The organism is Pseudomonas sp. UBA5568 (assembly GCF_002425525.1).
In the GTDB taxonomy this organism is placed as follows: domain Bacteria; phylum Pseudomonadota; class Gammaproteobacteria; order Pseudomonadales; family Pseudomonadaceae; genus Aquipseudomonas; species Aquipseudomonas fulva.
This window is the reverse complement of record NZ_DIMK01000003.1, coordinates 59,119-82,044: the sequence shown is the minus strand read 5'-3', so window position 1 is coordinate 82,044 and position 22,926 is coordinate 59,119. Positions and strand designations below refer to the sequence as shown.

The 22,926-nt window shown below is 60.1% G+C and carries 37 protein-coding genes; 22 read left to right on the top strand and 15 right to left on the bottom strand.

The window, feature by feature from the left end:
* Positions 1 to 69 precede the first annotated feature (69 nt).
* Positions 70 to 294: a hypothetical protein gene (locus B2S33_RS02210; RefSeq protein ID WP_288649701.1), complete on the bottom strand. Its 225-nt coding sequence runs from the start codon at positions 292 to 294 to the stop codon at positions 70 to 72.
* Positions 291 to 818 carry a hypothetical protein gene (locus B2S33_RS02205; protein WP_288649699.1) on the bottom strand — a complete coding sequence of 176 codons (528 nt, stop codon included), beginning with the start codon at positions 816 to 818 and terminating at the stop codon, positions 291 to 293. Before B2S33_RS02205 ends, B2S33_RS02210 begins: the two co-directional genes overlap by 4 nt.
* Positions 819 to 865: 47 nt before the next feature.
* Here B2S33_RS02205 and B2S33_RS02200 point away from each other — a divergent pair, with 47 nt between their 5' ends.
* A complete protein-coding gene (locus B2S33_RS02200) occupies positions 866 to 1,531 on the top strand; it encodes a hypothetical protein (RefSeq protein ID WP_288649697.1) in 666 nt (221 codons plus the stop codon).
* Here the strand turns inward: B2S33_RS02200 and B2S33_RS02195 are convergent.
* From B2S33_RS02195 to B2S33_RS02145, 11 genes are all read right to left on the bottom strand, one after another.
* On the bottom strand, positions 1,528 to 2,403 hold the full coding sequence (locus B2S33_RS02195) for a hypothetical protein (RefSeq protein WP_288649695.1): 876 nt from the start codon (positions 2,401 to 2,403) through the stop codon (positions 1,528 to 1,530). The two genes, B2S33_RS02200 and B2S33_RS02195, sit on opposite strands and share 4 nt — an antisense overlap.
* Positions 2,400 to 3,179, bottom strand: a complete 780-nt coding sequence (locus B2S33_RS02190) for a DUF2786 domain-containing protein (protein WP_288649693.1) — start codon at positions 3,177 to 3,179, stop codon at positions 2,400 to 2,402. Before B2S33_RS02190 ends, B2S33_RS02195 begins: the two co-directional genes overlap by 4 nt.
* Before the next feature lie 348 nt (positions 3,180 to 3,527).
* Complete coding sequence (locus B2S33_RS02185) at positions 3,528 to 4,343, bottom strand: DUF2303 family protein (RefSeq protein ID WP_288649691.1); 816 nt, start codon at positions 4,341 to 4,343, stop codon at positions 3,528 to 3,530.
* Positions 4,344 to 4,369: 26 nt separating this feature from the next.
* Positions 4,370 to 4,717, bottom strand: a complete 348-nt coding sequence (locus B2S33_RS02180) for a hypothetical protein (RefSeq protein WP_288649689.1) — start codon at positions 4,715 to 4,717, stop codon at positions 4,370 to 4,372.
* 88 nt (positions 4,718 to 4,805) lie between these two features.
* Positions 4,806 to 5,264, bottom strand: a complete 459-nt coding sequence (locus tag B2S33_RS02175; RefSeq protein ID WP_288649687.1) for a hypothetical protein — start codon at positions 5,262 to 5,264, stop codon at positions 4,806 to 4,808.
* Positions 5,261 to 5,530, bottom strand: coding sequence for a hypothetical protein (locus tag B2S33_RS02170; RefSeq protein ID WP_288649686.1), 270 nt, complete (start codon positions 5,528 to 5,530; stop codon positions 5,261 to 5,263). Before B2S33_RS02170 ends, B2S33_RS02175 begins: the two co-directional genes overlap by 4 nt.
* A gap of 19 nt (positions 5,531 to 5,549) precedes the next feature.
* On the bottom strand, positions 5,550 to 5,933 hold the full coding sequence (locus tag B2S33_RS02165) for a response regulator transcription factor (RefSeq protein WP_288649684.1): 384 nt from the start codon (positions 5,931 to 5,933) through the stop codon (positions 5,550 to 5,552).
* 337 nt (positions 5,934 to 6,270) lie between these two features.
* Positions 6,271 to 6,501 carry a hypothetical protein gene (locus tag B2S33_RS02160; protein WP_288649683.1) on the bottom strand — a complete coding sequence of 77 codons (231 nt, stop codon included), beginning with the start codon at positions 6,499 to 6,501 and terminating at the stop codon, positions 6,271 to 6,273.
* A gap of 67 nt (positions 6,502 to 6,568) precedes the next feature.
* The gene (gene csrA, locus B2S33_RS02155; RefSeq protein ID WP_049696051.1) at positions 6,569 to 6,748 is read right to left on the bottom strand and encodes a carbon storage regulator CsrA; all 180 of its coding nucleotides are present in this window, start codon (positions 6,746 to 6,748) and stop codon (positions 6,569 to 6,571) included.
* A 61-nt stretch (positions 6,749 to 6,809) separates the two neighbouring features.
* Entirely contained in the window at positions 6,810 to 7,025 is a 216-nt protein-coding gene (locus tag B2S33_RS02150; RefSeq protein WP_288649680.1) for a hypothetical protein, read from the bottom strand.
* A 627-nt stretch (positions 7,026 to 7,652) separates the two neighbouring features.
* A complete protein-coding gene (locus B2S33_RS02145; protein ID WP_288649679.1) occupies positions 7,653 to 8,321 on the bottom strand; it encodes a LexA family protein in 669 nt (222 codons plus the stop codon).
* A gap of 118 nt (positions 8,322 to 8,439) precedes the next feature.
* On the opposite strand from B2S33_RS02145, the gene B2S33_RS02140 reads away from it, so the two are divergent.
* Positions 8,440 to 8,661 carry a hypothetical protein gene (locus B2S33_RS02140; RefSeq protein ID WP_288649677.1) on the top strand — a complete coding sequence of 74 codons (222 nt, stop codon included), beginning with the start codon at positions 8,440 to 8,442 and terminating at the stop codon, positions 8,659 to 8,661.
* Between the two features lie 228 nt (positions 8,662 to 8,889).
* Here the strand turns inward: B2S33_RS02140 and B2S33_RS02135 are convergent, their stop codons facing one another.
* A complete protein-coding gene (locus B2S33_RS02135; RefSeq protein ID WP_288649674.1) occupies positions 8,890 to 9,297 on the bottom strand; it encodes a hypothetical protein in 408 nt (135 codons plus the stop codon).
* A 141-nt stretch (positions 9,298 to 9,438) separates the two neighbouring features.
* Here B2S33_RS02135 and B2S33_RS02130 point away from each other — a divergent pair, with 141 nt between their 5' ends.
* The 8 genes from B2S33_RS02130 (at position 9,439) to B2S33_RS02095 (ending at position 14,876) form a co-directional block, all read left to right on the top strand.
* Positions 9,439 to 10,296: a replication protein gene (locus tag B2S33_RS02130; protein WP_288649672.1), complete on the top strand. Its 858-nt coding sequence runs from the start codon at positions 9,439 to 9,441 to the stop codon at positions 10,294 to 10,296.
* Positions 10,286 to 11,098, top strand: a complete 813-nt coding sequence (locus tag B2S33_RS02125) for an ATP-binding protein (protein WP_288649670.1) — start codon at positions 10,286 to 10,288, stop codon at positions 11,096 to 11,098. Before B2S33_RS02130 ends, B2S33_RS02125 begins: the two co-directional genes overlap by 11 nt.
* Positions 11,099 to 11,100: 2 nt before the next feature.
* On the top strand, positions 11,101 to 11,397 hold the full coding sequence (locus B2S33_RS02120; RefSeq protein ID WP_069942525.1) for a DUF1364 domain-containing protein: 297 nt from the start codon (positions 11,101 to 11,103) through the stop codon (positions 11,395 to 11,397).
* The gene (locus B2S33_RS02115) at positions 11,394 to 11,822 is read left to right on the top strand and encodes a VRR-NUC domain-containing protein (protein WP_288649669.1); all 429 of its coding nucleotides are present in this window, start codon (positions 11,394 to 11,396) and stop codon (positions 11,820 to 11,822) included. Before B2S33_RS02120 ends, B2S33_RS02115 begins: the two co-directional genes overlap by 4 nt.
* Positions 11,819 to 13,111 (top strand): tyrosine-type recombinase/integrase, encoded by a 1,293-nt coding sequence (locus B2S33_RS02110; RefSeq protein ID WP_288649667.1) that lies wholly within the window; start codon positions 11,819 to 11,821, stop codon positions 13,109 to 13,111. Before B2S33_RS02115 ends, B2S33_RS02110 begins: the two co-directional genes overlap by 4 nt.
* 176 nt (positions 13,112 to 13,287) lie before the next feature.
* Entirely contained in the window at positions 13,288 to 13,425 is a 138-nt protein-coding gene (locus B2S33_RS02105; protein WP_288649665.1) for a hypothetical protein, read from the top strand.
* Between the two features lie 10 nt (positions 13,426 to 13,435).
* Positions 13,436 to 14,122, top strand: coding sequence for a hypothetical protein (locus B2S33_RS02100; RefSeq protein ID WP_288649664.1), 687 nt, complete (start codon positions 13,436 to 13,438; stop codon positions 14,120 to 14,122).
* 244 nt (positions 14,123 to 14,366) lie between these two features.
* Positions 14,367 to 14,876, top strand: coding sequence for an acyloxyacyl hydrolase (locus tag B2S33_RS02095; RefSeq protein WP_288649663.1), 510 nt, complete (start codon positions 14,367 to 14,369; stop codon positions 14,874 to 14,876).
* Positions 14,877 to 14,961: 85 nt separating this feature from the next.
* On the opposite strand, the gene B2S33_RS02090 is transcribed toward B2S33_RS02095, so the two are convergent.
* Positions 14,962 to 15,180, bottom strand: coding sequence for a hypothetical protein (locus tag B2S33_RS02090; protein ID WP_288649661.1), 219 nt, complete (start codon positions 15,178 to 15,180; stop codon positions 14,962 to 14,964).
* A gap of 183 nt (positions 15,181 to 15,363) precedes the next feature.
* Between B2S33_RS02090 and B2S33_RS02085 the strand changes: the two genes are divergently transcribed.
* From B2S33_RS02085 to B2S33_RS02030, 12 genes are all read left to right on the top strand, one after another.
* Positions 15,364 to 15,735: a hypothetical protein gene (locus tag B2S33_RS02085; RefSeq protein ID WP_028634947.1), complete on the top strand. Its 372-nt coding sequence runs from the start codon at positions 15,364 to 15,366 to the stop codon at positions 15,733 to 15,735.
* Complete coding sequence (locus tag B2S33_RS02080) at positions 15,735 to 16,064, top strand: hypothetical protein (RefSeq protein WP_028686482.1); 330 nt, start codon at positions 15,735 to 15,737, stop codon at positions 16,062 to 16,064. The genes B2S33_RS02085 and B2S33_RS02080 overlap by 1 nt, the downstream gene beginning before the upstream one ends.
* A complete protein-coding gene (locus B2S33_RS02075) occupies positions 16,061 to 16,258 on the top strand; it encodes a hypothetical protein (RefSeq protein WP_049696036.1) in 198 nt (65 codons plus the stop codon). The genes B2S33_RS02080 and B2S33_RS02075 overlap by 4 nt, the downstream gene beginning before the upstream one ends.
* Before the next feature lie 3 nt (positions 16,259 to 16,261).
* Positions 16,262 to 16,492: a hypothetical protein gene (locus B2S33_RS02070; RefSeq protein WP_080992863.1), complete on the top strand. Its 231-nt coding sequence runs from the start codon at positions 16,262 to 16,264 to the stop codon at positions 16,490 to 16,492.
* A gap of 12 nt (positions 16,493 to 16,504) precedes the next feature.
* A complete protein-coding gene (locus B2S33_RS02065; protein ID WP_181074789.1) occupies positions 16,505 to 16,663 on the top strand; it encodes a hypothetical protein in 159 nt (52 codons plus the stop codon).
* On the top strand, positions 16,663 to 17,001 hold the full coding sequence (locus tag B2S33_RS02060; protein WP_288649659.1) for an HNH endonuclease: 339 nt from the start codon (positions 16,663 to 16,665) through the stop codon (positions 16,999 to 17,001). Before B2S33_RS02065 ends, B2S33_RS02060 begins: the two co-directional genes overlap by 1 nt.
* Before the next feature lie 155 nt (positions 17,002 to 17,156).
* Entirely contained in the window at positions 17,157 to 17,702 is a 546-nt protein-coding gene (locus B2S33_RS02055; RefSeq protein ID WP_288649657.1) for a terminase small subunit, read from the top strand.
* A complete protein-coding gene (locus B2S33_RS02050) occupies positions 17,702 to 19,387 on the top strand; it encodes a terminase large subunit (protein ID WP_288649735.1) in 1,686 nt (561 codons plus the stop codon). The genes B2S33_RS02055 and B2S33_RS02050 overlap by 1 nt, the downstream gene beginning before the upstream one ends.
* Entirely contained in the window at positions 19,384 to 19,545 is a 162-nt protein-coding gene (locus B2S33_RS02045; RefSeq protein WP_182387823.1) for a hypothetical protein, read from the top strand. The genes B2S33_RS02050 and B2S33_RS02045 overlap by 4 nt, the downstream gene beginning before the upstream one ends.
* Positions 19,538 to 20,839, top strand: coding sequence for a phage portal protein (locus B2S33_RS02040; RefSeq protein WP_049696033.1), 1,302 nt, complete (start codon positions 19,538 to 19,540; stop codon positions 20,837 to 20,839). Before B2S33_RS02045 ends, B2S33_RS02040 begins: the two co-directional genes overlap by 8 nt.
* Positions 20,840 to 20,842: 3 nt before the next feature.
* Entirely contained in the window at positions 20,843 to 21,700 is an 858-nt protein-coding gene (locus tag B2S33_RS02035) for a head maturation protease, ClpP-related (protein ID WP_288649652.1), read from the top strand.
* Positions 21,697 to 22,890 (top strand): phage major capsid protein, encoded by a 1,194-nt coding sequence (locus B2S33_RS02030; RefSeq protein WP_049696031.1) that lies wholly within the window; start codon positions 21,697 to 21,699, stop codon positions 22,888 to 22,890. Before B2S33_RS02035 ends, B2S33_RS02030 begins: the two co-directional genes overlap by 4 nt.
* Positions 22,891 to 22,926 lie beyond the last annotated feature (36 nt).

Here is a 22,926-nt window from a genome sequence, read left to right as displayed (position 1 = left end):
CATATCGCGGCAGTGAATAGAGGGGAGAGGGTTTACAGCGGGGTGGAGTACAGATGTTCTCTTGGGCGGTTAGGCTTGTCCGCGCATGTAGGCAGCCATGTCGCCCATTTGCTCGACGATATCGTGCTCCTCGGCCGCTATGGCCTTGGTGATGCTGCTCTTGCGCTTATGGCATCTCCGGCAATCGACCTTGGCCCAGTCGCCAGATAGCTCGGAGGATTCCCCTAGCCAGGTGCCGCAGGGTGCTTGCTCAAAGTCTTCCGGGTCGGTGAATGGTGCGAAGTGCGTCTTCACGACTTCACCTGCGGCTCTGGGCTGGCGGATAGGGCAGCGTCGATCTCCGTCTCGATCTTACCGCTGGCCCATTCATGCACTGGGCGATTCTTCAGGCTGCGCAGCAGCGCAGCCCGCTCGGCCAGCTGGGCGCGCAGCCTGCTGATCGCCGTGGTGACGTTCATGTACCCAAGTGCGGTAGCCAGCTCCCACACTTCGTCGTACAGCTCGGCCTTGTAGCGCAGCCGCTCAACCTCGCCAGTATCGGCGCGTAGTGCCTGAATGGCGCGGCGAATGATGGCCTTGTGTCCGATCGGCGTTTCGAGCCATTCGCAAGCCTCCAACGCATCGGCGATCTTGCTGGTCTGGTGCTGCTCGGCTGGCTGAGCCAAGAGAGCAGCACCTTCAGCACGTGCTTTGTCTTCGACGCCGCATGCACCGCAGTACGGAGTTTCAAGGCTACCGGCTCGTTTCACTAAGCGTTGCAGCAGCTCACGCGGCACGCTGACCATCTCTGTGTTGCTGGATCGGTTTTCTGTGGGCATGGGGATACCTAGACGGGTAACATATGGCGGATTTATGAGGAGGAAGAATGCTCAACGACTATGGGAAGAGTTTGTTCAGGCCGTGGCTTTCAGCTCAAAATGTTTGCTTGTCTCTGGCATTAGTATTTATTTGCGGGCTCTTTATTAGAATCTACGATTTAAAAAGTTCTGATATCGCAAGCTGGGTGCAAGCGATAGGTTCTATACTGGCTATCGTTGGCGCGTTTGCAGTCGGAGGTAACCAGGCTAGGGCACAGCAGGAGCTAGTGGCTGAGCAAGAGCATAGGCAAGAGCGAGCCCGGGCTGCAGATAGGAAAAAGCGGGCGAAGTCATACCTGTCAGTGATCCAGCATGCGGCCAGCCAATGCCAGTATGTTACAGACATAGCCGAAGGGAGACCGCTCGAGGTGTTCAAGGGGCAGTGGGAAGCTCATTACAAGGAATTGTGTTTAGTTTCGATTTCGTCTCTGAAATTATTGCCGGCTCACGAACTAGGAACGCATGACTTGGTTCTTGCTTACATTAATGTCTTGGCCGGATTCTCTAACTTTATTAGCGAGGCTGATAGGGTGGTGGTTGAGGATAAGAAGTTCCACGCCCCCGGAACTGATAAGCCGTATGCTGGCTTGGTTATGCATAATGGAGTAGTTCACGCTGGGCTTGAACTGTATACAGAGGCGCTCAACAAAGCTGACGAGACGCTAGTAAGCTAATCTCCGCACATACAGTCGATGAGATCCTCGTTCTCGGCGAAGTCCAGGTCCAGCGGCATCTGGCGGCCCAACTGGTCAGCCATCCACGCCAGAGCCTTGTAGTTGGGACGGTCGCGGCGAAACACCTGGCCGGTGCGCTCTTCCGCCTCAATCCACCAGCGGGCGGCGCCGGGGTTTTCGATGATTGCCCGGATGATCTTCTCTGGTGACTTGAGAAAGCAGAGGTCGCAGTTGCCCAGGTCGGAGTCGATGCCAAGGTCGAACAACTGGCGCGCCCAGAAGCTGTTCACGTCGGCCTTCAGCACGCCCGCGTGATACATGGGTGTCACGTTCTCCCACCGGTTACCGCCTTTCTCGTTCGCCGCCATCATGCGGTGGTAACGCCGGGGCTCATCCGCCCGGATACCGATGATCGCGTCCCATGAGGTCAGGCCGACCACATCTCGCATGTACCAGGTGCTGGCCTTGATCTTCATCCGGTCAGTGCACATCCGGTTTACCGGGTTCGGCAGGATTGGCGGCTCGCCCTTTTCTTCGCGTCGATAGTCGGTGTAGTACTGCAGCATTAGGTCGAACGGCTCACCGTTCCGGCTGGCCGTCTCGTGACTTACGATTTTCCAGCTCAGGCCCTGGCCATAAACCCCGTCAAACTCTAGCCAGGTGATCGGCACGTTCCAGTGGCGCTGGCACTCACGGATGAAGTCGAGCGTCTCGTCCCGCTCTTTGCCGGTGTTCTGGAAGGTGACATGAACCCCTTCGGGCAACTGGCCGCCGTGCGCTTCGAGGATGTGGTACAGCATGTACCCGGAACTGCGTCCGCCACTGAATCCGATCTGCGCCGGCCCAGTGATCTGGTAGGGGTTAATGGTCATGCGCTGCCTATCCCAAGCTGTTCCTGGCCTCCGTGGGCCAAACCTGGGTTCAGCTCGACCCGCTGACCAGCCAACAGGCCTGCGATTTGCGCATTCAGGTCTAGCTCAAGCTCTCGGGCCTTACGGGCCTTGCCGATCTCGCGACCTGACAGGTACTGCTCGATCAGCGCCTTGTCATGCGATTCGACCGCCATCAAGTCTCGCCCCGTCGAGTGCTGGCCGATTGCAAGGTCCTCTTCGCCGCAAGGTACCAGCTCATGGATCTTGCCGTGGACTGCTGAAACCCAGGCGATCGCGAAGTGATCACCCGCAGTCTGGGGTGAGTACGAGCTGCGCCGCTTTCCCGCCCTAACCTGCGACACATACTCACGCCGGGCCTGGGCGAGCTTGTTTAGCAGCGTCTCGTAGGCGTACATGGCGATCTGCGGTGCGGGAGTCACCCCAACGAACATAGCGCGATCAACCAATCTGCTGGTGGTCCTGCACCAGTGGCGCCTTGAGAAAGCCCGGCAGCCGAAAGCGTCCGCGATGATCGAACTGAGATCGCGATCCCAGGTTGGCCTGCGCTTGGCTCGAGCCACTGCTGACTCCACTTCGCCCACATCGCTGAGATGTACATCCAGTTCTGTTAGTCGGTATTCGCGCATCAGTGCCTGAGCCTGCCGCATAGCGGTTGCAGCTTCGGTTTCGTTGGAGCTGGCTGATAGGGCCAGGCAGCGCTTGATCTTGCGTATTACGCGCTCGAGCTTGGCTTCGTCGATCTTCTTGTCAGACATGGCTGATCCTCGCCGGGGAGGCGTTATCGTTGAATAGGGGAAGGTGAATTTTCCACAAGAGGAACGTTAGGCGGGGCTCACCGACGATAGGCGTACACAGTGAAGCGTTTTGCTCCGATCTTGGAAAAAACCCAAGTGGAATGGGCAGGCCATGCGCTTCAAAGTGCGCCTGCCGATGAGTCGTGACGCGAAGCTTCGGCCATTATTCAAGCCGGAGAGCTGCTGTATGAAACGACTGACTGAATGGATCAACCTGCTGAACGAGGTCGTCAGGCTGATCAAAGAAATTCTGCTATGCCTGGTCTTGATCGGTCAGCTCCAAGGAGTGGAGCCGACCGATCCCTCAGGTCACTTCGAGTCGAAGCTACCCAGCACCAGCTTGGCAGATTCGCCTACCTTATCCTCCAGAACTTGCTTGAACTCCTGAGCGATCGCCTCTCGCTGGGCCTCCTCGCCGAGCCAGCGCAGCTTGAGAACCGGCTGCGAGCCGCTGGTGATGACGGACATGCGCAGGCGGATCACCTGTTCGGCCAAGCCTTCGAATGGGATGACCTTGAAGTCGAGCCAGGCCGGCAGGGTTTCCTTGCTGCTGGCCTCAATCGAATCCATGGCGCTGCGGCTGGCGCGGGTCTCGCTGACCGCGTGATCGCTCTCGGATGAGGCCTTGATGGTGATGGTGCGCACGGCGGCGATGGCCTTGGCGATCGTCATACCGGCGCCGTTCTCGTCAGTAGCGGTCAGGTGCTGATGCCAGTCTTCGATCCAGTCGCTCATGGACTTCTGCACCAAGGACTGACCACATACGGCCTGCACGGCGGCGAATGCAGCGGAAGGCTTGAGACGCAGCACGGCGCGATCATCAGCATGGCCAGGGTTATCTGGAGTGCCGAGGTTGAACAGCACGGTGCAGCTCATGGCGTCCTGATCGATGAAGCCGCGGGCTGCTGGTACCGAGCGTTCGACCACGTAAGCGCCGAAGTCGGCCAGGGAGTGGGTGGAGTAGGTACCACGGAAGCGGTTGCGGTAATTCTGGAAGCGTTCGAGGTCGACGACCTTGGCGCCGTCTGGCACCAGCGCAACCGGTGCATGCGTATCCAGCTGCTTGCCGGCGGCTGCCAGAGCGTCGTCGATGATCAGCTGCAGTGCTTCTTTCGAGAGGGACATACAATGTTTCCTTGTTGGGATAGGGATCAGGTGCGCGGGTGGACCGGTGCTTCGTCACGGGTGAAGAGCTGATCGTGCTTCTCGGGGAACAGCGAAATGTTGCCGCCGGTACCGACGTACATCGGCGTGTCCAAGCTGGTGTTTTCGCTGCGATCACCGCGCTTGGTGGGCACCTTGTAGGCCAGCTTGTGCTTAATCTTCACCTGGTGGGAGTCACCGATCTGGCTGAAGTCCAGAGTGATGGTGATCTTGCCGGCCTTGCCGTGATCGACCACGTCGGCGGCTACTTCTGAGAGGGCGTGGCCGATCTGGCTGGCGAATGCGCCGCCGTTGAGCTCCTGCAGGAACTCGGTAGTGTCTGTAGGTTTTGGCATTGCTGATGCTCCGAGAGGACAAGGCCGCTGGGCGGCAGGTTGATGTACTGCTGGCGCCGGCCGTGCCGAACGCGTGGGGTGATGCGCTTCATGCTGCTTTCTGCTGACTCCAGGCGCCGACAGCGGCAAAGATCTTTGCGGCCTCTGCTTCGTCGAGCGTTGTGTCGGTTGGGATGGCGATCCAGCCGGCTGCCACCAGGTGATTAGGATTGGCCGTGGCCCGCAGGTCTGTGTAGGCCGCCTCAATCACGTCGGTCAGGTGCTCGGCGCGGTAGTTGCCCTGTGGCGCGACTTCGATCGACTTGTGATAGCGCTCTCCGAACTCCGTCCGGCACAGCACGCTGAGGTAGATGGTCCAGCGGTGGGGGATGTCGCAGACTGCGTCGACGACTTGCCGCACGCAGATCTGTTTTAGGTTTTTCCAGTTGATCAGCACCTGCTGTCCGCTTGGGTCGATGTTGACCACGGCCGCGTGGTTGGCCGAGACCAGGGCCCGGCACGTCCGTTCAAGGCGGGCCCTCATGTTGTGGGGCTTGCGCTTGCTCATTGCCGCGCGCCTGTTTTGGTGGCCGCCCCAGCTTCGCACGCATCGACAAACCGCATCGCCGCCTTGTAGCTATAGGCGAAGCCTTGCACCGCGCCGGTTGCGATCTCGACCACATCCCAAGCGCCGCTCTTGCCGCTGGCCTGATAGCGCGGAGCGGGCTGGCCGATCTTGTTGTGGGCTTCGGCCCGTGCCGACTGACTGCGCTGAAGCAGTGCTGCGAGCACGGCAAGTTTCTCCGCGAAAGCGGGATGCATTGCTGTTTGCATGGGGCGATCCTCGGTGGAATCAGGCGTGGAGCTCGAAGGCCTCGGCCTTGCGAACGATTCGAACTTGGGCGGTGCGACGCTCAGGTGCGCGGCGATCGCGGCGCATGGGGTCGCTGTCGTTGATGACGGAGTGCATTGCGATTAGGCCTGCCAGCACGATGCAGAGCGGGCTGATGATCTGCTGGCGCATGGCCTTGGTGACCGCCTCGATGCGGCGCCCGGCTTCCAGCTTGAACAGCGCAGCCTCGATACGGTTGGCCACGGTCCCGGGGGTGACCGCCATCTGCCGCGCAATCTCTTTGGTGGTCAGGCCCTGGGCAACCCAAAGCAGTGCTTCCAGCTCGCGTGGTGCCAGCGTCTTGCCGAGCTGGCCGGTCCATGAGCCGCAGGTGATCGTTTCCATGATTGTCCTCAGCAACCGCATTGGTCAGGCGTCAGGGTGGGTGACCAAACCCACGCGCAGCCGAGAAGCGCGGACCTGGCGCCTGCCTAATGCGGTCGTATGTGAAGGGAAGGGGTGCCGATAAAGTTTGGCAGGGTGAGCCTTACGAGTTTTAAGGATCACGCTCATGCGCTTTACGATGTTTCTGCATCGGTGATCCACATTCCGGGGCAAACCGGGTGTCGGGACGCCTCACCGAAGGACGAGACGCTACCCACGCTCACAATTCGCGGCGATCAAATCGCGTTCAATGTGGATCACCGATGCAGCCTGCGATGGGGAGCAGGGCATCGGGCAGTTAACGACAGGCTGTCGTGGCGCTTGCTTCGAAGGCGGCGCGCTCCAGCTCCATGCATTGCTCGTAATGGGCCAACGCGATCGGCATGTGGTAGCTATCCAGAGGCCATTTACTGACCTTGCAGCCCTGACCTGCCGGGCAGTGAAAGACGAAGAGCTCGCCCTCTTCCTTGTCCATTTCCATGCTTACCTTGGCACCGCTGTCGAAGCGGTCTTCGATAATCGTCGTCATCTTGAATTGCTCCGTGGGTTTGATTTCCCGTCTGGCCCTGTCGCCAAGGCCAGCCAGTGAAAACAAATCAGGCAGCAACCTCGGCCTGAGCCGCAATTCGTTCTTGAATCTCTTGGCGGTGCACGGAAACGTCTTTTGGCGCCTCAATACCAATGCGCACCTGATTGCCCTTAACCTGCAGCACCGTCACTCGAATCGTGTCGTTGATCACAATGGTTTCGCCCACTTTGCGGGTCAGTATCAGCATGGTCCTACTCCTTGGTTGGTTTCCCGTCTGGCCCTCGTGAGAAGGCAAGCCAGTGAAATCGTCACGGCAACAGCGGTGCCAGCGCCAAGCGTGTGTGCAATCGAGCGCGGTGATAGTGGAAAGCTCGGATCATTTCAGCCTTAGCTGGCCCCCAGCCGGCGCCTTCGCGGCACTCAGCCATAGAGCTCATGAGGTTGATCGCCACGCCGCGAGCACGACGAGCCTTGAACTGCTCCATGGTTTCGCCTTCGATGCGAAGCTGATTGAAATTGCGCATGCTGTGTTCCTCCAGTGGATTCCCAAAGCACCCGGTCGCCCAGGTGCTTCAGTGAATCGATAGGTCCGGCCTCGCTACTGGCGTCAGGCCGGGGCATTGCGTCAGCGGTGATTCCCTCTGCGCTAGGGTGGCGCCGCGTCTGCCGCAGCTGATTGCAGCTCTGCGGTCCGTCGTGGTTGCGGGCGTCGAGCTTCCTCCTCGCGACGTCAAACAGCATCTGTCCGCCGCGGATCACAGGTCCTTACAACATGCACGCTGCAGCTCTGAGTGCCCTAGCTGAGTGGGGCAGGGTGCATGAGGTCCGGCGCCCCTCGATGCCGAAGCTCGGGGCGCTAATTCAATGATTCGTGTGGCCACTCCCGCTTACCGAGGTCGATACAGCCAATCCCAGGGAGCCGCATGGCTATATGGATTCGCTAACGCCTTTCCCGACAGGAGCTTGAACAAGTCGAGTTGTTAAAGAGCGGTGGCGGTCCGGCGTAAAGCATCTAGCCGTTTGTGGCTATAAATCTAACCATGGATGGCTGTTACGTCAAGCCGTAAATGGCTAACCCGAGACATAAAGCCTTAAGTGGCTGATTTTGGCCAAAAAAAACCCGCCGAAGCGGGGTTGTTTGGAGGGGGGGGCTATCTCCTGCGGCGATCCATCCAACTGCCGGTGCACACTCCGCATATGAGCGTGCCTTCAGGAACCCGAATGATCCGATCTGGATAGTCTGGGTTGACTGCTAGAAGGAACATCCCATCGTCACCTTCTTGCAGCCGTTTGAAGGTGGTCTTGCCGTCCGGCGTTCGAACGATTACATCGTCATTGTGCTGAGCAGCGACCTCGGGATCGATCTGTATGATTTCCCCGTCTTTGTAGTCAGGCCACATGCTCTCTCCGCGCACCCGGAGGCAAAAAGTTTGCTTACTGTGGGGGAAGGGGGATTCCAGCCAATCCTCGGCCTCGCCAGCCGGAAGAGTATCAATAGCTTCACATAGCATCCCTGCGTTCACCCATGAAATCAGAGGAATCAATCCGACCGTCCCGCTGGTCGAGCCTACGTTTGAGTCGTCACCGCTTAGGCGGGTGACTAACCCGGCGTCAAGAAGGTCTCCTGGAGCCAGCTTAAAGACCTTGGCTAGGTCCTTGACGGTTCCAATTTTGGCCTGGGTCTCAGCCCTTAGAATTCTACCTATGGTCGCCTGGGCTACCCCGGATCGCTCCTCGAGCTTCGGCTGGGTGCCGAAATCGCTGCTCGAAGCCATCAGATACTTCAGATTATTAGCCAGCGTTTGCTCTATTGAGGCCATTTGGTCCTACCCGTCTAGTGAAAGCTGATTTTGCCATTAACGGCTAATCGCTTGCGGCTTGACGGCTGAAGCCATAAACGACTAGCCTAGCCGCACATGGCTTAAAAGGCGCACAGCAATGACAACCCTGAGCGAAGCTCAATCGATTAGTCGTGACCTCAGCGCGTTCGTCATTGAGCAGCTGAGGCGGCGTAAGGGTGAGTGGCCGGAGATCAGCCGCGCTTCGTCCGTCCCGTATTTCACGATCAGCAAGATGGTGACCGGAACGACCCGTAACCCGCGGGTTAACACCGTCCAGAGGCTGGCCAACTACTTCATGGATAACCCGTCCGCTGACTGACGAGACGAATTATCGAGCGGGATCCATCGGGCAGGTAGATGCCCGTCATACCTGTGAATGTAACCAGTAGGAGAGAGCAGATGAAAGGGAAGCGAAAAAAATTGCTGGGGGAGGCGTTACGCAAGCATCGCGCAAACGCCGTTGAGGTGGCACGTGCAAGCACGTCAAGGCAATTGAGTCAGGACTCCAGCTATCTGGACCCGACCGTTAAGCGCGCTTACCCGATAGTCAAGGCAGAGGAGCCGACTCTGCGAGTAGCTGATAGCAGTCCATATGAGAAGTCCAGTTGCGAACTGGCTCCCACTCCTCCTTCGTCAGCCTCATCTGAGTGAGCTCCTCATGCAGAAACGCCATCAGCGCAACGATATCAAGATTCTTCACCTCAGCAGGAATCCAGTGGTGCTTGTTGAGCAGATAGAGGCGTCCGGCTTCAACCGCTGTGGGCTGATACCAAGGAGAGAAAAACTCTCTAGCCAATCGCTCACAAAAGCACCTTGTTTTGTAGATCCCAAAACCAAGTCGACAGGCTTGAGCCTCCCAAGGTTCGGCACTGTTGCCGCTCTTGCGAGCTACCGATTCTTGATCGTCCACGGCCTTCGCCCAGATCGACTCATAACTTACTTCCCTAGGTTTCATACGTCCGGTCTCCTTGGACCTTCTTGTGTGGAAGCAAAAAGCTACCACGGATGCACCGGACACCCATAACGCCCGAATAGCGGGCGAAAAAAAACCGCCTTGCACGGCGGCTTTCTCTACAGCTTCAAACGAGACCAGAGCATGACAAACATCGTCCCACTTGACAAGTCCAGGGGGTTCACCCGGATGGACAACCAGCTCATGGATGGCCTCTTGGCTATCGATCTTCCGGCACGAGAAATGAAGATCGTGCTGTACGTGGCCAAGGCCACCATCAACTTCGGGGCAGGCGCCCAGCGCATCCCAGCTACCGATATCGCGAAGGCCATCAACGCTCACCCCGACTCGGTATCGAAGGCAGTCTCGAGTCTGCTGCGCCGTCGCGTACTGTTTCGTGAGGGTGGTGCTCGTGGCGATATCGGCGTCAATGACCCGAAAGACTGGGTCTACGTAGCTGATCCGAAACAGACCAAAACAGTCGATTCGGCTCAAGTGGTCCGAATCGGCTGTGAGTCGAAACAGACCAAAACCGCCGAGTCCCTTCTTTATTCTAAGAAACAAACCCCCTATGTATTTCTTCCTTCGGAAGAAGATACATGCCCCCCCAGCGAAGCGGACGAGCCGCCAGCGAAGGCTGACCGCAAGACCCCATTCGGGAAGGCCGCCATGATGGCCGACAACCCCCACGGTCTGGATGAATCGTTGATCGCTGACTACCTGGCTGTCCGCAAAGCGGCCAAGGCTACGGTTAGCGCCCGGATCTGGTCCCGCCTGAACGCCAAGCTCGAGCAGTGCAAGGCCTTCGGTATCCAGCCTGCACAGGCCTTGGAGATCGCGGTGGAGAACGGCTGGCGCGGCTTCGACGTGGAATGGGTCACCAAGCGCGTTGGTGGCCAGACGCCTACCAAAGCCAACCCCAATAGCCGTCATCACGGCTTCAACGAGCGCGATTACACCGCTGGCCTTGCCCCGCGGGAGGACGGTACCTATGCGATCTGAATCGGTGATCACCATGTCCGAGGTGAAGAATGCCGCTGGCTTTCGTGTTCAGCCGGCTGAGTGCGAACAGCACGGCCCCTTCGAGCAGCGAGTGACACTGTTGATGGGGCGCGAGATCGTCGGCCGCTGCCCAGACTGCGAGAAGATCGCCATCGCCGAGCGCAAGGCCAAGCAGCTGGCTGAGGAAACGCGCCTGAAACGTGAGGCCATGAGCCGAAAACTCGGCTCGGCGCTCATCCCGAAGCGATTCGCCGACCGCACCTTGGCCAATTACCGGGTCGAGCACGAGGGTCAGCGCAAGGCCCTGGCCTATTGCACGCGGTACGTTGCGGCGTTCGACGAGATCCAGCGTACCGGGCGATGCCTGATGCTGTTGGGCCAGGTCGGTACCGGCAAGACCCATCTGGGCGCTGGCATGGCCAATGATTTGATGCGTAACACCTCGGCTACCGCCGTGTACCGCACAGTAGGCGCTGTCCTGCAGGCCATCAGAGCGACATACGACCGCCACAGCGAGCAGTCCGAGGCCGACATCCTGTCCAGCCTGATCGAGCCGTCGCTGCTGGTGCTGGACGAAGTCGGCGTCAGCAAGGAGCAGCCGAGCGAATTCGAGCTGACAACCCTGTTTTCGATCATCAACGGGCGTTACGAGCAAATGCGCCCCACGGTCGTGATTTCCAACCTGGAAGCCAGCCAACTGCGCCACGCCATGGGAGAACGGTGTTACGACCGCCTGCGCGAGGGCGGCGGTGTGGTGGTGCCGTTCCAGTGGGAGTCTCACCGTGGCAAGGAGGAGTTCTGACCATGCGGCAAACCAAGCTGACCAAGGCTGCGCGCGGCCGGGAGTGTCAGGTGCGTATCCCGGGGGTGTGCAACGGCAATCCGGAGACCACCGTTCTCGCGCACTACCGCTTGGCTGGCACCTGCGGCGTCGGCAAGAAGCCGCACGACCTGCAGGGCGCCTGGTGCTGCAGCGCGTGCCATGACGCTTGCGACGGGCGCAGCAAGGCCGTAGATCGCGAAACAGCCCGGCAGTATCACGCCGAGGGCGTCATGCGCACCCAGGCGCTGCTGCTCAACGAGGGGGTGCTCATCGCATGAAGCCGGCAACCGTGTCTGGGTTCAGCCCCAAGAAGCCCCGGGCCAAGCGCGTAGACCGCGAGGGGCTCGAGCAGGCCACCCTGATGACCGAGATCAAGATCCGCTATCCAGAGGTGTACGCGAATCTCCATCACACCCCGAATGGTGGGCATCGCAGTTGGGCCGAAGCCAAGCGGCTCAAGGCCCAAGGCACCAAGCCTGGCATTCCCGATCTGCAGCTGACGCTGGCCCGCGGCGGATATTTCGGTCTGTTCATCGAGTTCAAAGCCACCGTTGAGCCGGCGGCTGTCTCCCCTGAGCAGTACGCCTGCATCGAGCGGCTGACCCGCGAGGGTTACCTGGCGGTCGTTTGCTACGGCCATTTCGACGCCATGGAGTGCTTGAGAGCCTACATGGCCCTGCCCAAAACCGAGGTAGTGCAATGACCAACACCGCTGCTGTGAAGATCAGCGATTCCGAGATCCGCCGGCAGGCCGCCGGGTCGGCACGAGACCTGCGCAGCCTGGCTAGCAAAGGCCTGTATTTCCGTTTTCACAGGTCCCGCGATCGAGGTTCCTGGTACCTGGTCATCAAGGGCAAATGGCACCGGATCGGCTCATATCCAGAACTGAGCGCCGCCAAGGTTGCCGCGGCGCTACCGGATATCCGTCTGCGCCTGGAAGCGGGCGAGGGCTCTAGCCTTTCGAGCTGGGTGCTGACCGGCGAGCTGCTGACCTGGTTTGCTGAGCGCATGGCCCGGGACCGCAATCTGTCGGGCAAGCGCAAGAGCACCGGTGCATCGGCCATCAAGCAGCACCTAGTGCCGCGCCTCGGGCAAGTGCCGCTTGCCCAGATCGACAAGGCCCTGCTCGACCGCGAGCTGATGTGGCCACTGCAAGAGACCCTGTCCATCGACTACGTGCGGCTGGTCTTCCAGCTGCTGGCCTTGGCCTTCCGGCAAGCCCTCAAGCTGGGCCATATCAGCTCCAACCCCATGGCTGGCATCCGCTTCGGAGACTTCTCGAAGGCCAAGGTCACTGTCAAGCCATCGCGTCTGCGTGGTGTGCACCTTGAGGATCTCATGAGCCGCATGAAGACCGCTCTGGCCAACCGGCCACAGCACGGCGTGCTGGCCCTGATGATGCTGTGCCACGGCACCCGGCTGGGCGAAACCCGCCTGGCCCGCTGGAGCCACATCAGCCTGGCCGAGCGTGAGTGGTACATCCCGGCCGAGCACACCAAGACCGGCGTGCAGCACCGTCTGCCCCTGACCGACCAGGTGCGGCTCCTGCTGATGGCCTATCGCGAGATCCAGCGTAATCAGGGCTATGACGGCGAATTCATTTTCCCAGGGCGCCATGGCAAACCCATGAGCGAAGCCAAGGCATCGGCAGTCTTCACGGTCATGGGGCAGGGTGAGTGGACAAGCCACGACCTGCGCAAGCTGGCTCGCACAGGCTGGGCTGACCTGGGCGTTGACCACCTGGTGGGAGAGCTGCTGATCAATCACGCCATGGGCCACAACGTGAAGGTGTACATCCAGTCCGACATCATGGCCCGCAAGCGTGAGGCGCTGGAGAAGTGGCATGCACATCTTGATCAGAAGGGTTTCGAGTCGGTTCACGGGTTGATCGGCGATAGATCGACGGATTCAGGGATTCTCTCGCGGGCCGCAGAGCGTGCGGGCTTCGGGGCACTTCCGGTATCCACCATAAGCGAGGATTCGAAAGGATGAAGAAGAGCCGCACGCCTGAGTTTTCAACGAGGCGGATACCGCTGACTGCTTGCTCGGCATGTGGTGGCCGAGCAGCAATCAGCGGGCTTTTCGGGCCGCGGCCCTGCATAGCCTGCAATGTGTCTGGTTGGGTTTCGGCGGCGACGGGTGAGCCACTACCTCTCGAGGATCTGGCTATGCAGCTTGGCCTGCGCCTTCGCGAGCTGGAGCAACAGGCCGAAAGCAAACCCCTGGCCGCGATCAGCGGCCCGGAAGATCAGTATCAGTCGAACAACCGCCGCGGCGCCGGCGGCACCAACTACACCGGGGATTGAGGGGAAGGACATGATCTACAACAGCGTATCGGGTGCAGTAGTTTCCGCTCTGGCGGCAGGGGAGAAAGGCGCTGCGAAAGGCCAGGCATGGCAGAAGCTCTACAAGTCGGCAGAAGAAGAGGGTGGCTGCCTGGCTTCGTTGGGAGGGAGTTCAGGTGGCTTCGATCGGGCCCAGGTGGATTATTGGCTGGCTGCGCGCCTGCATCACCTGCTCGTTCCTCGTCACTGGAGCGCACTGAATGCGAAGTACGCCACCAACAAGGCGAAGCGGCTACAGGGTATCACGGCCATTGCGCCTCTGATTGCCAGCCCTGCGCCTCAGCTGTTCATCTTCAAGGCCGTGACCACCTGGGCCATCCCAAAGCTCAAAGGTGCGCGTCGCAAGGGGCCTCGCTCGGTTGCGGTTGATATTCCGCTGGATGCGCCTGAATGGCGCCGCGAGAACTTGGTCAACGCTGCATTGGCCGCTGGCCAGGCGGAACGCAAAAAGGCAGAGGCTCTGGCCGAGGATCTGGTAATTCTGCCTGACAGCTTCTACGACATGAACACCTGGGACCTCGATGCTACGTCGGAGCCAACGCGCTACCGCTGGCGTGCCGGAATCAAGGAAAAGCTGGATGGCATGATCAACGACTCTTTGCGCGAGGTCCGAGCGATTCTTGAAGCAGAAGGGCTGCTGATCAAAGACGCCGCATAATTGCCTGTTGACATCAGTGAGAGAGTGAGAGAAATTATTCCCATCCTGTCATTCCTGCGCGTTGCTGAGGAATGGCGCTGCAAAGCCCGGCCATCGCGCCGGGTTTTTTATTGCCTTCAGAGGGCCTCACGAGTTCCGAAAACACAAACTTTGGTAGATGCCTCATTTTTCAGAGTGCACGGAACGAATTGATAGCACTATGATTCTGATAGCTTGCTAAGAAAACCATCAGGATTCCGTGATCATGAAAAAAATCATCGCTGCTGCGCTGTTCTCCCTTTTGGCTACCGGTGCACATGCTGCTGATCTATCTGGCGCAATCGGTGCGACTAGTCAGGGCGGCTTGACCGCTCGCGTAGCTGTGGGCTTCAACTGGGACAAGAGCTGGTTTGAGAGCAGCACCGGCCGCTTAACCGGGTACTGGGATGCTGGCTACACCTATTGGGAAGCTGGAGACGCTTCTGGTGGATCCCATTCGCTGTCCTTCGCCCCTGTGTTCGTTTATGAATTTGGCAGCGGTAACATCAAGCCTTTCATCGAAGCGGGGATTGGGCTCGCAGTGTTCTCGGGCACCTCTGCAGGTGATCAGGAGTTCGGCTCGGCTTTCAACTTCGAAGACCGTATTGGTGCAGGCCTGAAGATTGGCGAAACGCAAAAGGTCGGTATCCGAGCGATCCACTATTCCAACGCTGGCATCAAGCAACCGAACGACGGCATCGAGTCATACTCGCTGTTCTATAGCCATCAGATCTAATTCACAGTCCCTCCCTTGCCCGCCTAGCGCGGGCTTTTTTGCTTTTCAGCAGGGTTCGGTGCCTGTCCTGCGACATCATCTCGCCTCAGCTATCGAATTGAGCTTCAGCCGGGAGTCTGTAGCCGGTCATCTCGGCACTGAGAGCAAACCGCTTCTCTTCAGAGCTCATTTGCTCAAGCTGCGATTTGGTCCAGTTGTGCTTCTGCATCAGGTAATAATTCACTGCCGAAATACCGTACAGGTCTGGCGGCAACTGATGCGCCTTTGCTAAGTGATCTCCAAAAACATCAAGGATGTATGCCATCTCTGCCTCTGCCTGATAGAGGCGCAGAGTCGTTTCATAGTGGCTTCGTGACCTGGGCACTGCGGAGCTCCTGGGAGGGCTTGGAAATCGGTTTTGAATTGTGACATCAAGTCGCGCTTGTACGACACAACAGAATTATCGGCCTCGACGTTCGTCGTAGCTCGTTCCCTTCAGGAGAAATTGATGGACCCGACCGATCTCGGCCCAGGCACAGCCACCTGGCTGGGCGGTACGGGCACCGTCCTGCTGGGCGGCTTCCTTTGGCTGCGCAAATTCCTATCTAAAGATGCGGCAGATCGAGCGATGGATAACGCCGATATCGGCACGGTGCGCCGCCTGAACGAACTGCTCGACTCGGAGCGCGAGGCCCGCAAGCTCGCCGAGGCCCGGGCTGACCAGTTCGCCAAGGAGCGCAACGACCTTGCCGCCACCGTTGGGCGCATGGAAGGGAAGATCGAGGCTCTGACCAGCCAGGTCGGCCAGCTCACTGAGCGCGTCTCGCTGCAAAGCGAAGAGATTGCCCGCTTGCGCACCAAGCTCGGAGGTATGTCGTGATGGACAGATGCGCAATTGAATTCATTGCCCGCCGCTGGTGGCGTCGCATCGAGGTTTGGGTAATCGCCCTGTTGCTCGTGGTGGGTGGCGGGTTCGGCGGCTACCAGCTCGCTCAATGGGCTCTTGCCCGCAGTTACCTGGAGCAGGTCGCCGAGATCCGCGCAGCCTATGACGAAGCCAGTCTGCAGCGAGACCAGCGCCTGGATGAACTAGCCAGGCAGACTGGAAGCGCCGCCGCAAAGGCGTCGAAGGCAGCGACTACCGCTACCCAGGCCGCCGACAAGGCTGACGAAGCCCTCAATCGAGTGCAGAGCGAGGAACGACCGTGATCAAGCTGACCAGCACCAACGGCAACAATTACTACCTGGCGCCTGCTGCTATCGCTCGTGTAAGCGAGGCCAGCGCCAGCTCTCAGTGGCACGGCATCTGCGCCATCGTCCATACGTTCGATGGCCAAACGCTTGAGGTTCGCGAGCGCGCCACCGATATCGCCAGCCAAATTGGTATGCGCCGAGAGGGGTGAGAGGTGGCTAGGACACGAGCGCCGTATACACCCTGCAAGCTTTACGTGGACGGCGCCGACGGCATCGCGGTTGGTGACTACATAACCACTGCTGCTGGTTCTGCCTACCTGGTGCAGACGCTGAGGGTGAGTCGCACCAGGCCAGAGCGCAAGCACATGGACTGCCTGCGCTGGCCCATTGCTGAGTTACCGCCTGATGCACGGTGCTACCAGCTGACTTGGTACAAGAGATAAGGAACATCGGCCATGGCCAAGGTTTACGCAACGATCGTCTGCCGCCACCGCTGGTGGTTGAAGTACTACTTGGCTGGCGTGCTGCTGGCGTGTCACCTCACCGGGCGTGATCCTCACCTTGGTCGCGTCACGCGCTGGATAGAGCGCGGCATCGTGGTCGAGGTGCGTTGATGGCCAGGCTCAAGACGATCAGCCCCCGCCTACAGGAAGCCGAAAACACTAGGGTCAAGCTAGTAGACCCCAGCAGTTGGCGTAGTGGAATGACCAGCTCGCAGCGCGGGTACAACTACAAGTGGCAGAAGGCGAGGGAGCGATATCTCAAAGAACACCCGCTCTGCGCCTACTGCGCGAAGATCGGGCGAACGACCGCCGCCGGCGTTGTTGACCATGTCGTGCCGCACCGGGGTGATCGCGATCTGTTCTGGAACCAGGACAACTGGCAACCGCTCTGCAAGTCCTGCCACGACACGGTCAAGCAAGCCGAAGAGGCCGCAGGCTTAGTGGGTTGACCGCGCGGCGCACCAAATAGGTGCGGGATCTTTCCCTAAGCACGCCAGTGACGTGCCACAAAGGGGTAGGGGGGTCAAAAGCTAGGGATTGTCATCTAGCTAGACCGCTCCCGACCCCACGTACAGATTTTTTTCCCCTACAGGATTTTTGTTAAATGGCTTTAACATCCCGCAAGCGCGCTTTCATCGCCGCGCTGAGGGAAGGTGCGTCCAATCGAGACGCTGCCGTGGCGGCCGGCTATTCCGAGAAGACAGCGTCTGCGGCGGGCTCTCGGCTGGTCAAGGACAAGGACGTCGCAGTCGAGTTAATGAAGCTGCGTGCCTTGGGACTGATGCCTCCAGATGTTAAAGGCGATGTTAAACCGGATGTTAAAGCCAGGCCCGCCGCCAAGGCTGCCAAAGAGGCTGAGCCGGGCCCGGAAGGGGCACCGGAATCCGAGGAGCAACCAGAGCCGGAACCTGCCGGCTTCGACCTGGCCCAGGCGCTGCTCCACCGTGACCCGAAGGACTTCCTCCTCTCGGTGATGAACGACATGGGCACGGAAGCGAAGCTTCGCGTAGACGCCGCCAAGGCCCTGATGCCATTCGTTCATCCCCGCAAGGGCGAGAGCGGCAAGAAGGACCAGGCCCAGGCCAACGCCGATAAGGCTGCCACCGGCAAGTTCGGCACCCGCCGCGGCCCGCTGCAGTCGGTGAAATGATGGAGTGGTCAACCGCCTGCCCAGACTGGGAGCAGTGCATCGTTGCTCGTCAGAGCCTGATTCCGTTCGAGCCGCTATTCCCCACCGAGGCCGAGGAAGCCCTGGACGTGTTCGGCGCACTGCGCATGGTGGACGCCACCGGCAGTCCACTGATGTGCGAGACCGTACGTGACTGGGTCAACCAGTTTGTGGCTGCGATCTTCGGCGCCTACGACCCAGACTCGGGCCGGCGCCTGGTCAGCGAGTTCATGCTGCTGATCAGCAAGAAGAACGGCAAGTCGACCATCGCCGCCGGCATCATGCTCACCGCACTGATCCTCAACTGGCGGGCGTCGGGTGAGTTCATCATCTTGGCGCCGACCAAGGAGATCGCGGATAACTCCTACCTCCCGATCCGGGACATGGTGGGTGCTGACGAAGAGCTCAAAGCCTTGCTCAAGGTGCAGGATCACCTGCGCACCGTGACGCACCGTCAGACTAACGCCACCCTCAAGGTGGTTGCGGCGGACAGCGAGACGGTGTCGGGCAAGAAAGCCATCGGCGTGTTCGTTGACGAGCTGTGGGTGTTCGGCAAGCGGGCCAACGCCGAGGCCATGCTGCGCGAGGCCACTGGTGGCCTGGCATCCCGGCCGGAGGGATTCATCATCTGGGCCACCACCCAGTCCGATGCGCCGCCGGCCGGCGTGTTCCGCCAGAAGCTGACGTACGCCCGCAAGGTGCGCGACGGCGAGATCGTCGATAAATCGTTCCTGCCGGTGCTGTACGAGTTTCCCAAGGCGATGCTGGACGCCGGCGAACACCGGGATTTCTCCAACGCGTACATCACCAACCCTAACCTTGGGCTGTCGGTCGACGAACCTTTCATCGAGCGTGGTTACGCACAGGCCCAGCTGGACGGCGAGGAATCGTTCCGCGGCTTCTTGGCCAAGCACCTGAACGTCGAGATCGGCTTGGCGCTGCTTTCGGATCGCTGGGCGGGTGCTGATTTCTGGGAGACCCAGACCTCCGAGCTATGCCGGACGTTGGAAGACCTGATTGAGCGCTGCGAAGTGATCGATATCGGTGTCGATGGCGGGGGGCTGGATGACTTGCTTGGCTTTGCAGCACTCGGTCGAGAGCAGGGCACACGGCGTTGGCTGACCTGGACCCATGCCTGGGCCCACCCATCAGTACTGGAGCGGCGTAAAGCAGAAGCGCCGCGCATCCGCGACTTCGCGAGGGATGGGCACCTGACCCTGGTTGAACGCATCGGCGACGACATCGAGGCGGTGGCACAACTGGTGGCGCAGGTTGAGCAGGCCGGCCTGCTGGACAAGGTCGGGCTGGACCCGGCCGGCGTCGGGGCGATCCTCGACGCGCTGGAGGCTGTTGGGATTCCGCGCGAAAAGATCGATGGCATTTCCCAAGGCTGGCGTCTGGGCGGAGCCATCAAGACTGCCGAGCGCAAACTGGCCGAGGGCACGCTGCTACACGGGGGCCAGCCGATGATGGCCTGGTGCTGCGGTAACGCCAAAGTCGAGCCCCGTGGCAACTCGATCCTCATTACTAAGCAGGCCAGCGGCTCGGCCAAGATCGACCCGCTGATGGCGCTATTCAACGCTGTGACGCTGATGGCCCTCAATCCCGAGGGCCAAGGCGGCATGGAAAACTTCATGGCCGGCATTCGGGATCCACTGATCGCATGAACGCATTTCACTACTTCATCATCTGCGCGGTGTGCGGATTCGGCCTAGCCTGCGCGGGCGTCTGGATGCTGGCGGGTACGGGCTGGTCTCTGCTCGCGGGCTCGGTCAGTCTGTTCAGCATTGCAGCGTTCATTCGCCGAGGGCTGAGCAGTGATTAAAACCCTCTCTCAAGCGCTCGGCACTGCAGCCGCCAAGCCCTCGGCAAGCATGAGCAGTTGGCTGGGCAAAAGCATTCGATTGTCGGACGGCGGGTTCTGGAGCGCCTTCTTGGGCGCCCAGTCCAGTAGCGGCAAGTCAGTCACGGTCGACAAGGCCATGCGCCTGTCGGCGGTCTGGGCCTGCGTTCGCATCATCTCCACCTCGGTCGCAGGCTTGCCACTCAGCATCTACCGGCGCCTCCCGGACGGCGGGCGCGAGACGGCGCGAGACTTCCCGCTCTACGACGTGGTGCACAACAGCCCGAATGAGGACATGGCGGCCTTCCACTTCTGGCAGGCGGTCGTCGCTTCGATGCTGCTGTGGGGCAATGCTTACTGTGAGATTCACCGATCCGGCGGGCGGGTCATCGCACTAGACTTCCTGATGCCGTCGCGGGTAACTCCGGAGGCGGACGATGATGGTCGGCTGCGCTACTTTTTCCAGCCGCGCAAGGGCGCTCGCCGAGAGATTGCCCAGGGCGACATGTTGCACATCCCGGCCTTCACCCTGGATGGCCGGATGGGCCTCTCGGCAATTCGTTACGGCGCCGATGTATTCGGCTCGGCTATGTCGGCCGACGATGCTGCCAATACCACCTTCAAGAACGGGATGATGCCCACCGTAGCCTTCTCGGTGGATAAGACGCTCAACCCAACGCAGCGTGCCGAATTTCGAGACTACGTTAAGACGATTTCTGGCGCGCTCAATGCGGGTAAGAGCCCGGTGCTCGAGCAAGGCGTGAAGCCCGAGATGATCGGCATTAACCCGGCTGACGCCCAGCTGCTCGAGTCACGTGGGCACAGCATCGAGGAGATCTGCCGTTGGTTCGGCGTGCCGCCCTGGATGGTGATGAAAACTGACAAAGGCAGTAACTGGGGCACAGGCCTTGAGCAACAGCAAATCGCGTTCCTGACCTATTGCATCATGACCTACACGGCGCCAATCGAGCAGTGCGTGAACAAGCGATGCCTGACAGCGGTTGACCGGATCAAGCACTACGCGGAGTTTTCGCTGGAAGCCTTCCTGCGCGCTGACAGTGCCGGCCGTGCCGCCTACCTCAGCACCATGGGCCAAAACGGCTACATGACCCGAAACGAGGGTCGTCACAAAGAGAACCTGCCCAGCATGCCTGGCGGCGACATCCTCACCGTGCAATCGAACCTGGTACCGCTTGACCAGCTGGGCAAACAAAACGACAGCCAAGCCGCGCGTGCGGCGCTGATGAACTGGCTCCAAAGCAACTCCGGGGAGTAACCCATGAAACACAAGATCCAGTCTCGCGGCCTGCGCAGCGAGATGAGCCCGCGTGCGCTCGATAAATGGAACCCCGCCATCCAGGCGGCCGTGGAAAACACCTCGGAAACCATCACCATCTACGGCGTGATCGGTGAGGACTGGTACGGGGAGGGCGTGACCCTCAAGCGTATCGATGCAGCGCTGCGGACCATCGGCGACCGTGAGGTGACGGTGTACATCAACTCCCCAGGCGGCGACATGTTCGAAGGCATCGCTATCTACAACCGCCTGCTTGAGCACAGCCAGAAGGTCACCACCAAAGTGCTGGGTATGGCGGCGAGCGCGGCGTCGATCATCTACCTGGCCGGCGCCGAGCGTCAGGTGGCTAGCAGCGCCTTCCTGATGATCCACAACTGCTGGACCTTCCTCGCTGGCAACCGCCACTACCTGCGCGACGTGGCCGGCGACATGGAAGAGTTTGACGCCGCCATGGCCGACCTTTACGCCGAGACCAGCGGCCAGACCTCTGAAAGCATGGCGGAGCTGATGGACGACGAGACGTTCATCCGCGGTAAGCGTGCCGTGGAGCTCGGCCTGGCCACCAGCATCCTCGCCCCGGGAGAAATCACCGAGCGGGAGACCGAGGAATCTGCCCAGGCCAACGCCCTGAAGGCCATGGACACAGCGCTCGCGAAAGCCGGTATGCCCCGGTCCGAGCGCCGCGAATTGTTCGCCAGTTTCAAGTCCAGCATGCCTCGCGCTGCTGGCGGGGGTACGCCTCGCGCTGCCCTGACCGACAAGCCGAACGCTGTCGCGCCAGACCTCTCCGCCTCACTGAGCGCGGCAACCAATCTCTTGAACTCTCTGAAAGGTAAATGACCGTGGACTATGAAGCCCAAGTCAAAGAAATCAACGCCACGCTCAAGGGCATCGGCGACCAGATCAAAAGCCAGGCCGAGGCCACCGAGAAGCAGATCAAAGCTTCCGGTGAGATGAACGCCGAAACGCGCGCGAAGGTCGACGAGCTGCTGACCAAGCAGGGCGAGGTCTCGGCGCGCTTGCAGGAAGCAGAGCAAAAGCTCGTTAACGCTAACCGCTCGCGCAGTGAGCCGGACCGCCAAAAGACGGCCGGCGAAATCGTCACGGCATCTCAGGAGATGGAGGGTGTTGATTCCTCGTTCCGCGGCTCCCGCCGCATCTCGGTAGCTCGGGCAGCTATCACCTCGGCAACCGGATCGGCGGCGGACACAGTACCTGCTGATCGCCGCTACGGCATCCAGGCAATCCCTGAGCGTCGACTGACTATCCGTGACCTCATCGCACCAGGCCAGACTGGCAGCAACTCGGTGGAGTACGTTCAAGAGGAGGGTTTCACCAACAGCGCCCGACCAGTCGCCGAAGGTACCGCCAAGCCCTACTCCGACATCAAATTCAAGCTGGAGAACGCGCCCGTTCGCACGCTGGCTCACCTGTTCAAGGCCAGTCGGCAGATCCTGGACGATGCACCTGCGCTGCGCAGCTTCATTGACGCTCGTGGCTACTACGGCCTGAAACTCGCGGAAGAGTCGCAGATGCTGTTCGGTAACGGTACCGGAGCGAACATCGGGGGGATCGTACCGGCGGCTCAGCTCTACTCGCCTCCTGGCGGTGTTGTTGTGCCAGGTGAGCAGCGGATTGACCGCATTCGTTTGGCGCTGCTGCAGGCAGAGCTCGCTGAGTACCCCTCGGACGGCATCGTTCTCAACCCGATCGACTGGGCCATGATCGAGCTGCTCAAGGATGCACAAGGTCGCTATCTGATTGGCCAGCCTCAAGGCGACACCCAACCCACTCTGTGGCGGCGTCCCGTAGTTGCCACGCAGGCCATGCCGGTCGATGACTTCCTGGTAGGTGCATTCGGTCTAGGTGCCCAGATCTTCGACCGCATGGATGTTGAGATCCTCATCTCGACCGAGAACGACAAAGACTTCGAGAACAACATGGTGACCGTACGTGCGGAGCAGCGCTTAGCATTGGCCATCTATCGAGGCGAAGCTTTCGTCACTGGCCCGCTCACTCGCACGTCCTAACCCAACAAAAAACGGCGCCGGCCCCGGCGCCATTGA